Genomic DNA, 14705 nt, shown 5'->3' with positions numbered 1-14705 from the left:
ACGGTTCTCGCATTTCAAGACCGTGTCTTGAAATCTTCTCTCGGAATCGAGAGGTAGTCCTTTCAGAAAAGGATTTATGTGTTTGTTATACTGCAAAGAAAGTGACCTACCGCTCCTTCCCTCAGTGGGAGATCATGGCGTTTGTCGCTTTCCGCTTAGAAGAGTTTGCTTTCGCTCTGCAAGAAAAGTATAGCAAAGAAACTCATACTCGAACAGGAACCGAGAGTTCCTAATTTTCGGTGAAAGTAGGAAGCATCGTTCCCATTTCTTGTTGCATCGTTATTCTTTCTTTGCAGAAAATCACTAAGATGCTGCATCTCTGCAATTATTATAGCACCTGAAATCACTAAATTCGTGGGCCTCGTAGGCCTATTATTGGCTCCCTAAGTGAACCTGTTTTGGTTACTTTTTCCTGATTTTGGTATAAGGTTTAGCGGAGGCTTCTTTCATTTCAACAGCTTGCCGGGAGAGTGCGCAGCAGCGGAGCTGCTGGATCTGCCGCCATTTTGCGCCAGATAATACCCAGTAGGATATGACGCACAGCATCATATCACTGGGCAAGGCGTTCCCCCTTGACTCCCTTCAAAGGGCAGCGGTCTCGCCTGTCGGCTCGGTCGGTGCTTCAAAAGGCCGGTGGCCTTTTGAGGTCGCCGCAGGCGACCCGCACCTCTCTGCACTCTTGCTCCGAGCAAGCTGTCCTGAACGGACAGCTCGTCCGGCTCCGATGTAACGAGAACTGACAAATTCGTCCGTTTTCGTAATCGTATAGCACAAAAAAGGCGGCCATCTGCACCCATGCAGACAGCCGCCTTTGGTTTTATGCCGTATTCTATTGGTCAATCTCTGAAAATCTTATCCAGTTCCCTTTCCATGGTGCCCGCCTTGGCAAATTCCAGCGTATCGGCCTGACGGATATGGTGGGCAGTGATGCCGTGATCCTTTGCAAAGCCCAGAATGTAGCTGATGGCAATGCGGTAGATGATCTCGGTCGGGGCAAGCCCATAGACCTGCTTGGCAAAGATATGTTCCAGCCGGGCGTTATCGTCCGGGAAGGCTTGCCGCATCTTCTCGCTGCGGTAAAGGCGCTTGACGATTTCCGTAATGTACAGGCCGGACTTCATGTAGGGGTCTAGGAAGGTCTTGCCGGGGTCATCGAAGCAGCCGGGGTTTTCCTGCTCCAGCAGGTCCACCATCTTTTTCACCACCCACTTTGGGGTGAAGATCTGGTTAGTCTTCTGAGGCGGGATGTAATCGAAGATATCCTCGGTGCGGCTCTCATCAAAGTAATCCGCCAGCCTGACCTTCAGGCTCAGGAATTCCTTCACCGAATCGTCAAACACCACCGGGTCGAACAGGTGGCCTGCAAAGTGTTCCTCCTGTCCGGTAGTCTGGTTGATGTACGGTCCGCCGTCCCGCAAAAAGCGGAACTGTTCCAACGTGATGCTGGTGACCTCCTGAAAGACCTTGTCCGGGATGATTTGGTCAAAATTTGCCAGCGTCACAGTCTCGTCGCCGTAGGCCATGAGGAAGGACGGGATGGTGCGGGAAAAGCCCCGCAGATGGTCACGGACGGTGTCCTCGTAGCCCTTTTTCTCCTGCTCCTTCTGGTTGGTCTCCACGGTGCGCACGATGGTCTGCTGCATTTCCTGCGCCGTCTGCTGGATGGTGGATTGCAACGTCTCCATCAGGGCGGCGGTGCTCTGCTGCTGCTTTGCATCAAATTCCCGGTTCACCTGCTGGCGCTGCTGGGCAGTGGTGCAGCTTTGCAGTTGCTGGGTGCGCTGGGTCTCCAACTGGCTCTGGTCGATGCGGTAGTTGTCCACCACCTTGTTCACCGCCACGTCCATTTTTGCTTTGGCGGCGCTCTCAAACCGCTTCTGGTCAGACAGCTTCAGATCCCGCCCATACTCCTGCTTTGCCTGCTCCACCATGGGGGTGATGATCTCCTTGGTGATGCTCTTTTTCAGGGGTTCCAGATGCTCTTCTTTGGTAAGAGCCGGAGCATCTGTCAGGTCTTGCAGGGCGGTGTCCAGTGCGGGGGTGCTCTCGTAAATTTTCGCCCCGAATACATCCGCTGCCTTGCCGATAACGTAACCCTCGTCCAGGTCTACCTCGCCCTTGTCGTTCAAGGAGAGGTCTGCGCCGGTGTCCGGGGTGATCTGGATGGGCTTTGCCTTAGCCTCGCTGACGGGCTGGAAGTTTTGCAGAATGTCCAGCACCTCCTGCGGCGCACTGAACACGTTGGAAATGTTCTGGAACAGGAAGTTGCTCTGGAAGCCCATCCGCACCACTTCCTTGGACTTGATCTTCCGGGGGATGCTGAGGACTTTTTCTGCATCCAGCGGGATCATCTCCCCTTCCTCGTCCTCGCCGATGACCGGGAAGAAGTTGAGCAGATTCTGAATGTGCGCCTTGCGCTCCTCGGTGTCGCCCTTGCCGCTGGCGGTGTCCTGTGAAAGATCGTTGGCGAACTGCTCGTAGATCAGCAGAGTGCGGGCGGGGTCAAAATCGAACACATAGGCGTTCTCTTTGCGGCGGAAGGTGCCGTTTTCGTGGAAAAGGCAGGGGTTCTGGGCACGGAACGCTGCCTGCATATACAGCGCCGGGCTTTTCAGGTTGGAGAGCATCAGCACTGCCGACCACTCCGGGATGGTGACACCGGTGGTCAGCTGCCCCACCGACAGGGTGATGGTCTTTTCGTGGTGGGCGATGGCGGCTTTTACCCGGTCAAAGCTCTTCTGGTTCTCGTCCGTGTCGTCCAGCTTGCCGTCACCGGCGGCAAGGATCACCTCGTAGTCCCGGAATACCGGGTGCGCCTGCAGCTTTTTCGCCAGCGCTCTGGCGCTGTCCACCCGGTTCAGCAGCCAGAAGGTGTGCTTCAGTTCGGCACGCAGTTCCGGGGTGGAAAACGGAAATTTGTTCTGAGTGGTCATGGCATCCAGAAAGCGGTCCACCTCGGCTTCGTGCTCAAAGCTGCCGCTGGGCTTTACCTTAAAGAACTCGTTCAGGTCAAAGGCAAATTCCTGCGTTTCGCCGTCGATCTCCACGCCCTGCTGAATTTCGTCCCGGATGATCTCGGACATCTGGTAGGTGTAGAGGTTGAGCATGGGGAGGTTTGCATAGGGGTTCTGCTGCCCCGGTGCGCCCTGCCAGTTCCGCTTGGCGGCCTGCTCGTCGGCATAGGTCCAGTTGAAGATGGCATTCCCGGCAAACTTATCGTTTGCCAGTGCCTTGAAGGGCGTGCCGGACAGGTGCAGCGTGAACTTGCGGCGAATACGGTCAAAGGCAAGGTCGGTCTTGTAGGTGTCCACGCCCTCATGGGCTTCGTCGATGACCAGCACATCCCAGTTCAGCTCGGTCAGGTGGCGCAGCTTGTCGTACTCGCCGCCGAAATACTTGGAGCCTTTCATGTCCTGCAGGCTGACAAACTCGATGCGCTTATACAGTTCCTCGCCCTGTGCGGCGGCATCCAGATAGCCCTGCTCGTCCAGCACATGGGGCTGCCCGGCAAGGGCATCCACATGGCTGACGAACAGATAGCCGGACTCCCTGCCCAGAAAGCGCACATAGTCGCTGTACCAGCTATTGGCGATGGCTGGGCGATTGGTGACGATGAGCACCGTCTGTGCATCGACCTGCTTGCAGAAATCGTAGACGGAGAGGGTCTTGCCAAAGCGGGGCTTGGCGTTCCAGAGATATTCTCCGCCGGGGTGGCTCTGGTAATAGGTCTTGGTGTCATGGACAGCCCTTGCCTGCTCCTCCCGCAGGGTGTAAGCGATGGCAGCATCCAGCTGCACCCGGCCCCGGTTCATGCGGAAATCCTGAAAATACCGCCGGGACTGCTGCCCATCCAGATGGAACCACTCGTTTTTACGGTCGTTCTCCACGTTCAGCTTGCGGAGGTAGGCGTGGAAATCGTGGTCGGTGAACACCTCGCCGCTGCCGTCATCGTAGACGGCATTGCCCCGCCACTCCTCGTGGAACAGCACATCGGCGGTGTGGGTCTGCTGTTTCAGGCGTTTGTCCACCGACTGCTCGGTGTAGCCGATCTTCGTCCAGCCGTTGTGCCGGGCAATTTCCGGGGTGGTATAGGCGTAGATCATGGGCACCACCTGCCGGGCAGTGCGCAGGGTTATGCCAGCCATTATGCCATCTCCTTTACATGGGTCTCGATAAATTCGATTTCGTCGGCGGTCAGGTCATACTTGCGGTAAAGCTGCCGGTCAATTTCCGCCACCGACTTGCTCCAATCAATGTCGGAATGGGCGGTAAAGTCTTGAAGGGGGACGTATTTCCATTTTGGTGCCGGACAGTCCTGCGTAATTTTTAGTACCCCAAGCATTGCCCTTGCAAATTTTGTTTTTACATACTTTGTTATTGCGATAGCTTCTTGTTCACTTTCGCATTTTCCAATAGACATAAATGTCTGCGTATGTCCTATGCCCGGTTCAGCAATTATCGGTGCTGAGAGAGTTTCGCCAAAAGCACCACTACCGTTTGCTTTGGAGATAAAAACCTTATAACTCTCAAAATTTTCAGGGACACGAACGTAATCTTTTCTAATCCATTTCTCTGTGCGCTTGCTTCCGTCCAGACCCAAAATTTTTATATAAGAACTTCCGTCCTTCGGCATTTCAGAGAAGAACACAATATTATTGAGTTTACTTAAAACATTCGACTTGAAGTCGTATTTATGACCTTTACTTAGCAGAGACTCCACGCTTGAGTTCTCTTTGTGCATCGTTTCTGTGAAACGATACGATTCTGCGGCATAAATCACCTTACTTAACGGTACATAGTCTGTTTTTCCAATTTTACGAGCAATACTTCTTAGTTCATCGAACACAATAAAATGCTCAATCGCACCGTAATTCTTCACTTTGTCGCGGTATGTAATTACAACACCGCCCTTAATATCTGTGTTTGCAAAGATTTTTGAACTATCAGATTCATAATGCAAGACTGTCAAGTGCGGATCACTCAGCATCTTCTCATTCCATGCCTTCGGCGTAGAGCCAGCATTGAACAAAAACCGTGCAGGGTGAATCATTTCCACCTTATCTGCAATTTCATAAGACGCATCCAGAAATTTGTTATATACTGGCGGTGCAAAGCCTTTGTTATCGCCAAGGGTTTCATCCTGATACGGCGGGTTTCCGATGACATAATCAAACTTCATGCTGGTACTCCCTTCCTGAATGGTTTCAAAGTTCTGGGTCGTTCCATGGCTGCCCTTGCGCCAGTTTTTCACTTTGCAGGATACCGTGGGCGGCTGCGGCTCTGCCGCCCCGAACATGGAAAAGAGGTCAAGCTGTTCTGTCTCCGGTTGAGGCTTGCCGCCGGGCACGGACAGGCGCAGGCCGTCCATCTGCCACAGGTTCCAGCTGATAATGTTTGCGATAGGTTGCAGTTCCTCTTTTGTGGGTTTGCGCTGCCACCGGGCTTGCAAGTGCTCTGCATAGGTCAGCAGCAGGTTGACCCGTGCCAGCAAAAGGTTATCGCCCTGATACTCATAGCCGTAGGTGGACTGCACCGCATGGGTGGCATATTTGCGCCACTCTTCCTCTGTGGCGGCGTTCTCGCTTACCACCCGCAGCTTGCGGTCCAGAATGCCAATGCGCCGGGCTACCGGGATCATCTCGCCGGTGGCGGCATCGTACCGGGATGCCAGAAAGGGTGCTTCGCCGCAGGTCACCTCCAAGCGGCGGCTCTGCACATACTGCACCCATGCCGGGGTCCTGCCCTTGCAAACCGGGAACTGCACCGGCGTTTCCACCGTCTGCCAGCCTTGGGGCAGTTCCACCGTGAACTGCCCGGCGGTCTCTCCTGCCCCCAGCCCACCGAACCAGTCGGCGTCCAGTGCGTTGTTCATCTTGTTGCAGACCCATGCGGGGCTGAACACCTCGCCTTTTTTGCGGGTGCGTTGCTGCTGGGTGTCGGTCTGCTTCATCATCCGGGGCAGCACCACCTCGTAGTGGGTCAGCCCAAGCTGCTGGGTGGTGATCTGAGATCTATCCGTCACCGGATCGTACATCACCGTTTGCAGTTCTTCCGGCGGGTCGGTTGCCCAGATGATGTTTTTACCGGTGGATTTATCTTTTAGTAGCGTATCCAGCACCGCCTGCACTTCCGGTGCGTGAAAGTCGATCAGTTGTTCCAACGGGGATTCCCTCGCTTTGCCTTAGCGTTGCAGCGGAAGTAGTATCATTTCACTAGTTTCGCCCTATACTAGTATTATACTGCTACTTTTGTTCATGTCTAGCATATTTACACCACTTTTTATAGAAAGTAGTAGTGCCACATATACTAGTAGGTAAAGAAGGGTGGGAAAACTATGTTCGGGGAACGGCTGGCTGAACTTCGCAAGTTAAATGATGACACACAACAAATCCTTGCAGATAAGATTGGCTTTTCAGTCTGGGCTGTTCGTGCATGGGAGCAAGAAAAGAACTTGCCGCCAAGTGACGCGCTGCTTGCCATCTGCAAGCTCTACGGCACCTCCGCCGACTACCTGCTGGGTCTGACCGACATCGACCCCTCGGACGAGGCCCGCAAACAGCGCCAGCGCCTGACCGAAGAAGAACAAAACGAGATGCACCGCTACGAAGAATATTTGCTCTGGAAACGCAAAAAATAAGCCGCCCAGCGAGACCGTAAGGTCGCTGGGCGGCTGTTTTTGCCTCTTGACAAATACGTAAAATACGTATACAATAAAACTGTAATCCTGAAAGAAAGGAGGGGCACCCGCCATGCCGATGACTCCCAAGCAAATGATTCGCTTGCTGGAGCAGAACGGCTTTGTTTTAGTCAGTGCAAATGGGTCACACTATAAGTACCATAACCCAACTACCAACAAAACCACTGTCGTTCCATTTCACGCAAAGGATCTAAAGCCCGGTACCGAGAAAAACATTCTCAAATTAGCCGGACTCAAAAAGTAAGAATATGATGATTGTAGACTTCATATTCTGAAACTGCGAAGCACTGCATAGGCTATTCTACAATTTCCAACCAATAATGTAGGCCTGTTATGTGAAGGTACATTGATTGTTTGTTGAATTATAAAAGGTGAGGTCACATTATGAACGCTATTTTCTATCCTGCAATTTTTCACCCGGAAGAAAGCGGGTACTCTGTTGAGATTCCCGATATTGAGGGCTGCTTCACCCAAGGCGATACCATGGACGAAGCCGTCCGCATGGCACAGGATGCCATCGGCCTTATGCTGGAAGATTGCAAAGTCTGCCCGGAGCCTTCTGTCCCTTCTGCGCTCCATGTTGACCCGGAAGATTTTGTGGTTATGGTACCTTTCGATATGGAAGAGTACGAAAAGCGGTACAGACCCGTAAAGAAAACCCTTTCTATTCCCGGCTGGCTCAACGATGCCGCCGAATCGGCACACATCAACTTTTCCGGCGTCCTTCAGGATGCGCTGAAAGAGAAACTCCATCTGGCGTAAACAGTAGAAAAGCAACGATGGAATCTCGACTGATTCCACCGCTGCTTTTTTAATTATTCTTTATCCTTTTCTGCGTCTTTATCAGACTCTTTCTTAGAATCATCATCAACCCAAATAGGAAATGCTTTTAGCCCATAGGTCTTAGCATAGATGCGTTTTCCGTCCTTGGTTGTCTTCCACGCTCTAAAAATCAACATTAAAATCCCTCCTTTGCAAGAAATATAGGTAGACATCTATATAAACATCTTGCAAAGGTTCTGAAAACGTGCTAGAATATGAGTGCTTACAAACATTCTAGGCCGACCGCGTTTCCTAGCCTTTGCAGAGGATGGGAACTTCGGTCAAAGAAGAGAGCCATTGCAGTGGCTCTCTTTTTTGTTTACATTTTTCCGTACTGATAACGGGCTGCTGACAATGAGACCCCACATTGCTCTGCAATGATTTCCGGGGGAACTCCCTTCATCAGATTTGCGGCTACTAGCAGTTCTCCTGCAAACGCATCCGCCTGCCACTCCGGATTCATGTACTCTGGTACACTCGTGCCTTGCTCCAGCTTCGCCAGCACTATTCTCGCAGGGGTATGCAAGAAATAATGTCCAACCTCATGAGCAACCGTGAAACGGTCACGTCCCTTACTATCACAAGCACCGTCATATACATCACGTCGAAGGCGTATAACGTGCTGTTCTGGATAAGTCAAGCCATGTGCATCCCCCATCTCCTGCTCCGAATAAATCTGTAGTTCAAACTTTTCGTCAAGCTGAGGGAGCAACAGCTCCAAAAATCTCATGATGGGGAAATATGGTTTGTCCTCGACACCTATCGCCTTACGAAGATTATACGTAAAGTCACGGATGTCATTGCGGGATAAAGGTTGTGCGATCTGTGAAGTCAAATTAGGGCCTCCCGTCTTTTAACAAGGATAAAATTTCTTTTTGATCTTTGGGGGTAAGATCGTTGAATCTTCTTGCGAATGCTACAGCAAGTTCCCTCGATTCATGGGTAGCGTCAGACAAATCCAATTTTATTTGAGAGGCAGAGGCTGTTGCAGCAGCTTCCAGATTCTCAATTTCTTCATCAGACAGGTCATACATCTTCCCAATTTTCCGAGGCCATTCTTCCGGAACGTTGCGCTTTCCAACCTCAACAGCTGACAGGTAGGACGATGTCACATCCAAATCCTGCGCCATATCCTTCAGAAGCATTCCACGATCCATCCTGATGTTTCGCAGACTCTTTCCGAACGGCGTAATCATATGGGCTTCCTCCAATTCTCCTTACGCGAGTGGGTACCTCCTCCTCGTTGATACCATTATAACACATGGTAGTTCATAGGTCAACTATTTTTGTTGATTTATCTTCTTATTTTTTGCGATTATAACACAAAAATCGGCACCCGCTTTTCAGCGAGTGCCGATTTTGTTACCCTATAGTGCGCTTTGATTTTTGGCGTAAGTGGCGTAAGTTTGGCGTAAAGCCGCCTTTGCACGCTCCAAAAATCAAGGATTCATGCGGTTTTTTGGCAGCCATTAGTACATGCCGCCCATACCGCCCATGTCACCGCCTGCAGCAGCGGGTGCAGCAGGGGGTTCCGGCAGATCAGCGACCAGGCTTTCGGTGGTCAGCACCATCTCAGCGACGGAGGCTGCGTTCTCCAGAGCGGAACGGGTGACCTTGGTGGGGTCAACGATGCCAGCAGCGATCATATCGTCCACAAAGACCTCGTTCTGAGCATCAAAGCCGTAGTTGGGCTTGTTGGCAGAGATGATCTTGTCGATGATGACACTGCCTTCCAGACCGGCATTCTTAGCGATCTGGCGCAGAGGAGCTTCCAGAGCCTTCAGAACGATCTTGGCACCGGTGCGCTCGTCGCCTTCCAGCGTGTCGCACAGCTCGCGCACAGCGGGGATCGCATTGATAGGAGCAGTGCCGCCGCCGGCAACAACGCCTTCCTGAACAGCAGCCTTGGTTGCGTTCAGAGCATCCTCGATGCGCAGCTTCTTGTCCTTCATCTCAACTTCGGTAGCAGCGCCGACCTTGATGACGGCCACGCCGCCAGCCAGCTTTGCCAGACGCTCCTGCAGCTTTTCACGGTCGAAATCGCTGGTAGCGGCCTCGATCTGGCTGCGGATCTGAGCGATGCGGGCTGCGATGGCATCCTTATCGCCTGCACCGCCAACGATGGTGGTGTTCTCCTTGGAGACCTTCACCTGACGGGCATGGCCCAGCATCTGGACGGTAGCATCCTTCAGCTCATAGCCCAGATCGGAGGAGATCACGGTGCCGCCGGTCAGGGTTGCGATATCCTGCAGCATTTCCTTGCGGCGGTCGCCAAAGCCGGGAGCCTTGACAGCGCAGACGTTCAGGGTGCCGCGCAGGCGGTTGACGATCAGAGTGGACAGAGCCTCGCCCTCGATATCCTCAGCCACGATCAGCAGCTTCATACCATTCTGCATGACCTGCTCCAGCAGGGGAACCAGATCCTGAATCACGCTGATCTTCTTATCGGTGATCAGGATAGCGGCGTTGTCCAGATCAGCCACCATCTTGTCGGTATCGGTGACCATATACGGGGTGAGGTAGCCGCGGTCGAACTGCATGCCTTCCACGATCTCGTTGTAGGTCTCAGCGGTAGTCTTATTCTCCTCAATGGTGATAACGCCATCGGAGGTGACCTTCTCCATAGCCTCGGCGATCAGACGGCCGATCTCGGGGTCGCCTGCAGAAATAGTGCCGACGCGGGCGATATCGTTGCTGTCCTTCACCTTCTGGCTGTGAGCCTTGATGGTCTCAACAGCCTTGGCAACAGCCTTGCTCATGCCGCGGCGGATATCCATGGGGTTTGCACCGGCGGTGACATTCTTCATGCCCTCGGTGACCATGGCCTGTGCCAGAACGGTTGCGGTGGTGGTGCCGTCGCCTGCTGCGTCGTTGGTCTTGGTAGCGACTTCACGCACCAGCTGTGCGCCCATGTTCTCGAACTCGTCCTTCAGCTCGATCTCCTTGGCAATGGTCACGCCATCGTTGGTGATGACCGGTGCACCGAACTTTTTGCTCAGCACCACATTGCGGCCCTTGGGGCCCAGGGTGATCTTAACGGTGTTTGCCAGGGTATCGATACCGGCACACAGTGCCTTGCGGGCATCCTCGCCCTGCTTGATCTGCTTAGCCATAATCAAATCGCTCCTTTAAAGCTCAATTTTCAAATATCAAAGGGGAAACCGCTCAGTCCTCAACGACTGCCAGGATATCGCCCTGACGGACGATGGTGCACTCTTCGCCGTCTACTTTGACCTCGGTACCGGAGTACTTGCTGGTGAGGACCTTGTCGCCGACCTTCACAGTCATCTTGACTTCCTTGCCGTCCACAACGCCGCCGGGGCCGACAGCGATGACCTCAGCCACCTGGGGCTTTTCCTTAGCACTGCCGGTCAGGATCAGACCGCCCTTGGTGGTCTCCTCAACCTCAACAGCCTTAATGACAACACGGTCTGCAAGAGGAATGATCTTCATAGTTCTTGCCCTCCTATTATAAAAATAAAATGAAAACATCGTTGTGCCCGGAGGCTCTGGTTTACCGGCCTCCGGTTGTTTAGCACTCCATTTCTCTGAGTGCTAAGTGTATTGTACTCATCTTGACCCAAAAAATCAAGAGGTTTCGGAACTTTTTTTGTTAAATATTTATGACGATTCCAAAATTCCTCCGCACCACGTAAAAATCCCTGTACGGAATGGACTCCCGCACAGGGATCTCTGCAGTCATTCTGTCACATCAGCCGGAGTGCTGCGCGCCGCACAGAATCGCTCATAGGCAGGCTTTGGCAGAAGGATGCGCCCTGCCAGCGGCTGAAGCACTGCCGTCACTTCGCTACAAGGGGCGCACTCGCCGTCCGCCGTGGCCACGATGGGCCCGCGCCCGTCTGCCGAGCGGAGCGACACACGCTTTGCGCGGCGGTAAATGAAATACGGTTTTGCCGCCTCAGTCAGCTGGCCATTCACGAAGTGGCGTCCGTTTTTGTACATGCTCAGCAGCTTGGCAATGGTCAGCCGCCCGACCTTGCGGACGATGAAGACATCCAGCCAGCCGTCGTCGGGCACTGCCTCCGGCCCGGCCAGGAAGCCGCCGCCATACGCCTTGCCGTTGCAGATGGCACACATCAGGCAGTCCACGGTCAGGGTTTCCTCGTCGATGGTGAAGGTCAGCGTCCGGCCGATGTGTCCGCACAGCTGTTCCACAATGGAAAGCACATAGGCCATCTCGCCGCCGCACAGCGGGATGCGCCGGAACTTCGGGATGCCGTAGGCAACCTGCGCATCCAGACCGGCAGCGCAGATGGTGGCGGACAGACCCAGATTCGTCTGGAGCAGGTCGATGGCCACTTCCCCGCCTGCCAGCTGCGCGTCCAGGTCTGCAAACTCTTCCTTTGTACCAAAGGTGCGCAGAAAATCGTTGCCGCTGCCGTAAGGCAGGCATCCGACCGCCGCACCGGAGATGCCCTGCACCCCGGTCATCGCCTCCATAAAGGTGCCGTCGCCTCCGGCGGTATAGATGCGGAGGGGCACGCCCTCCGCTGCGGCCTGCTGTGCTGCTGCGCGGGCCAGTTTCCGCGCGTGCCCGGCGTATTCGGTGACATGGATCGTGACCTCTTCCGGGGCAAGGCCCGCCCGCCGGGCAGCGGCTTCGATCTGCGGAATGAGCCGAGCCGTACAGTCCTGCTTGCCCGCAGCGGGGTTCAGTAAAAATAAGGTGCGCATGGCGTCCTCCTGCAATTTCGATTACCTCTATGATAACAGAAATCGCAGAAGTTTCAAGGGGGTCTTTCAGCAGAACATCGGGTCGTCAGCCGGTGGTCTGCCCCATGGCTGCTGTTTCCGTTTGGAGCAGCGTCACCTGCCCATCGGCCGTGCAGTCCGCCGTCCAGTGCTGGCCGGTGTGGGCGGCACCGGCGGCGATCTGGTCGGCCAGTGCCTGTTCGACGGCGCGGTCCACCTGCCGCCGCAGTTCGCGTGCCCCATAGGGCGAACGCGCCCGCGCCGCCAGCGCCGGGCCTACGCGGGACGTATGGCTCAGCTGATAGCCGCTGTGAGCCGCCCGCTCTTCCAGCTGGCACAGCATTTTTTCGGCAATGGCGCACAGGCTGTCGTCGGCCAGCGGACGGAATACGATCATCTCGTCCAGACGGCCTGCCAGCTCCGGCCGGAACCACTTTTTTGCCTCCTCAATGGCCTGTGCAGACTGCTTTTCAAACACGGCTTCGCTGCCCGCCGCAAAACCCAGCGGCGTGCTCTGACCCGCCAAAAAACGTGCGCCGAGGTTTGAGGTGAGCAGTACGATGGTGTTGCGGAAATCCGCCTTGCGGCCCATGGCATCGGTCAGCTGGCCATCTTCCAGTATCTGCAAAAGGATGTTCTGAATGTCCGGGTGTGCCTTTTCGATCTCGTCAAACAGCACCACACTGTAAGGGCGGCGGCGCACTGCTTCGGTCAGCTGTCCGCCCTCGTCATGGCCCAGATAGCCCGGCGGCGCACCCAGCAGCCGGGCAGCGGTGTGCTGCTCCTGATACTCCGACATATCAAATTTGAGCAGGGCCTTTTCGCTGCCGAACCAGCTGCGGGCCAGCGCCTTGGCAAGGGCCGTCTTCCCCACGCCGGTGGGTCCCAGAAAGAGCAGCGCCCCGATGGGACGCCCCGGCTCGCCAAGACCGGTGCGGCTGCGCCGGATGGCACCTGCCACTGCAGCCACCGCTTTCTGCTGGCCGACGATCTCCGCGTTGAGGCGTTCTTCCAGCCGGTCAAGCCGCTCCCGCTCTTTCTCCCCCACCCGCTCGGCGGGGACCCCGCTGGCCTGCGCCACCACGCGGGCGATCTCCTCCCGCGTCAGTTCCGGGTCCCGGATGCCCTCCCGCTCGGCCCGGATGCGTGCCGCCGCACAGGCTTCGTCCACAAGGTCGATGGCCTTATCCGGCAGAAAGCGCCCCGGCAGATACCGCACCGAAAGCTCCACGGCCTCCTGCAGGGTCTCCAGCGGCAGGCGCACATTGTGGTAGCGCTCGTAGCGGGGGGCCAGCCCTTCGAGGATGGCCACTGCCTGCTCCGGCGCAGGCTCCTCGATCTGCACCCGGCCAAAGCGGCGTTCCAGTGCGGCATCCTTCTGGATGTGGGTGCGGAACTCCTGATTCGTGGTCGCACCGATGAGCTGCAGCTCCCCGCGGGCCAGCACCGGTTTTAAGATGCTGGCAGCATCGATGGCACCCTCCGCTGCACCGGCACCCACGATGGTGTGGAACTCGTCCACGAACAGGATGGAGCTGCCGTCCCGCACCAGCTCTTCCAGCAGGTTCTTGAACCGCTCCTCAAAGTCACCGCGGTATTTGGTGCCCGCCACAAGGCTGGCCATATCCAGTGCCAGCAGACGGCGGCCCTTGAGCGCACGGGGCACACGATCCGTGGCAATGCGCTGGGCCAGCCCTTCGGCAAGGGCGGTCTTGCCCACGCCCGGCTCCCCCACAAGGCAGGGGTTGTTCTTCTGACGGCGGCATAAGATCTCCACCATGCGGTCCAGCTCTGCTTCCCGGCAGAACACCGGGTCCAGTTCCCGTTCCGCAGCACGGCGGGTCAGATCCCGGCAGTACTTATCACTGGCGCGGCTGCCGCGCGGCATGGCCGAGGCGCGGGGCTGGCTGGGCAGGATGAACTGCCCGGACAGCTGGCGGCACTCCCGCACGGCATCTGTGAGCTGCACGCCCATGGATGCCAGCAGGATGCCTGCTGTGCAGCCGTCATCCTCCAGCATGGCGCAGAGCAGATGTTCCGGCTCAGCGCGGGGCTGGTGGGCATTCTGCGCCCCGATGAGGGCATAATCCATGGCCCGGCGGAGGTCCGGTGCCAGCGCGCGGCGGTCCAGATGCTGCACCGGGCCGGGGCGGTCCTCGGCCAGCTGCCGCCGGACGGCCAGCTCGGTGATGTTCTTTCCGGCCAGGAACCGCCCTGCCGCGCCCCGGTCTGTCTGGAGCATGGCGAGGAGAAGGTGGCCGGTATCTGCCTTTTTGCAGCCAAAGCCGCCCGCCAACTCCACTGCCTCGTCCAGCAGCAGCCCCGCCTCCCGCGAAAAGCCCTTGTATCTGCCCATGCCGAATGCTTCCCAAATGCTCATTTGCCTGCTCCCTGTCGTTTGATATGACTCAGCAGAAGTATAGCCCCATCGGGCCGGAAAAAATCAGCAAAAAAGGCCGAACCGCACAAAACA

The 14705-nt window shown here is 55.7% G+C and carries 12 protein-coding genes; 3 read left to right on the top strand and 9 right to left on the bottom strand.

Going from position 1 to position 14705, the window contains the following annotated elements:
* Positions 1 to 836 precede the first annotated feature (836 nt).
* Together ACNQFG_RS09675 and ACNQFG_RS09670 are read right to left on the bottom strand one after the other, a co-directional pair.
* Positions 837 to 4145, bottom strand: a complete 3309-nt coding sequence (locus ACNQFG_RS09675; RefSeq protein WP_423404740.1) for a DEAD/DEAH box helicase family protein — start codon at positions 4143 to 4145, stop codon at positions 837 to 839.
* Complete coding sequence (locus ACNQFG_RS09670; protein WP_423404739.1) at positions 4145 to 6160, bottom strand: Eco57I restriction-modification methylase domain-containing protein; 2016 nt, start codon at positions 6158 to 6160, stop codon at positions 4145 to 4147. The genes ACNQFG_RS09675 and ACNQFG_RS09670 overlap by 1 nt, the downstream gene beginning before the upstream one ends.
* 174 nt (positions 6161 to 6334) lie before the next feature.
* Between ACNQFG_RS09670 and ACNQFG_RS09665 the strand changes: the two genes are divergently transcribed.
* From ACNQFG_RS09665 to ACNQFG_RS09655, 3 genes are all read left to right on the top strand, one after another.
* A complete protein-coding gene (locus ACNQFG_RS09665; RefSeq protein WP_118657350.1) occupies positions 6335 to 6637 on the top strand; it encodes a helix-turn-helix domain-containing protein in 303 nt (100 codons plus the stop codon).
* Between the two features lie 112 nt (positions 6638 to 6749).
* The gene (locus ACNQFG_RS09660; protein WP_112114942.1) at positions 6750 to 6941 is read left to right on the top strand and encodes a type II toxin-antitoxin system HicA family toxin; all 192 of its coding nucleotides are present in this window, start codon (positions 6750 to 6752) and stop codon (positions 6939 to 6941) included.
* Between the two features lie 140 nt (positions 6942 to 7081).
* Positions 7082 to 7459 (top strand): type II toxin-antitoxin system HicB family antitoxin, encoded by a 378-nt coding sequence (locus ACNQFG_RS09655; protein ID WP_112114943.1) that lies wholly within the window; start codon positions 7082 to 7084, stop codon positions 7457 to 7459.
* A gap of 53 nt (positions 7460 to 7512) precedes the next feature.
* Here ACNQFG_RS09655 and ACNQFG_RS09650 read toward each other — a convergent pair whose 3' ends face one another.
* The 7 genes from ACNQFG_RS09650 to ACNQFG_RS09620 form a co-directional block, all read right to left on the bottom strand.
* A complete protein-coding gene (locus ACNQFG_RS09650; protein WP_423404738.1) occupies positions 7513 to 7692 on the bottom strand; it encodes a hypothetical protein in 180 nt (59 codons plus the stop codon).
* A 146-nt stretch (positions 7693 to 7838) separates the two neighbouring features.
* Positions 7839 to 8354: an ImmA/IrrE family metallo-endopeptidase gene (locus ACNQFG_RS09645; RefSeq protein WP_423404737.1), complete on the bottom strand. Its 516-nt coding sequence runs from the start codon at positions 8352 to 8354 to the stop codon at positions 7839 to 7841.
* A 1-nt stretch (position 8355) separates the two neighbouring features.
* Positions 8356 to 8715 carry a helix-turn-helix domain-containing protein gene (locus ACNQFG_RS09640; protein ID WP_423404736.1) on the bottom strand — a complete coding sequence of 120 codons (360 nt, stop codon included), beginning with the start codon at positions 8713 to 8715 and terminating at the stop codon, positions 8356 to 8358.
* 273 nt (positions 8716 to 8988) lie between these two features.
* The gene (gene groL, locus ACNQFG_RS09635; protein ID WP_005937290.1) at positions 8989 to 10632 is read right to left on the bottom strand and encodes a chaperonin GroEL; all 1644 of its coding nucleotides are present in this window, start codon (positions 10630 to 10632) and stop codon (positions 8989 to 8991) included.
* Positions 10633 to 10684: 52 nt separating this feature from the next.
* Positions 10685 to 10972 carry a co-chaperone GroES gene (locus tag ACNQFG_RS09630; RefSeq protein WP_005937287.1) on the bottom strand — a complete coding sequence of 96 codons (288 nt, stop codon included), beginning with the start codon at positions 10970 to 10972 and terminating at the stop codon, positions 10685 to 10687.
* A gap of 246 nt (positions 10973 to 11218) precedes the next feature.
* Positions 11219 to 12214 (bottom strand): diacylglycerol/lipid kinase family protein, encoded by a 996-nt coding sequence (locus ACNQFG_RS09625; RefSeq protein ID WP_423404735.1) that lies wholly within the window; start codon positions 12212 to 12214, stop codon positions 11219 to 11221.
* An 85-nt stretch (positions 12215 to 12299) separates the two neighbouring features.
* A complete protein-coding gene (locus ACNQFG_RS09620; protein ID WP_423404734.1) occupies positions 12300 to 14612 on the bottom strand; it encodes an ATP-dependent Clp protease ATP-binding subunit in 2313 nt (770 codons plus the stop codon).
* Positions 14613 to 14705: the final 93 nt, after the last annotated feature.

This window comes from Faecalibacterium prausnitzii (genome assembly GCF_049532945.1).
Taxonomy (GTDB): domain Bacteria; phylum Bacillota; class Clostridia; order Oscillospirales; family Ruminococcaceae; genus Faecalibacterium; species Faecalibacterium prausnitzii_N.
Note: the sequence above shows the minus strand (reverse complement) of the source record. Positions and strands in the feature narration are given on the sequence as shown.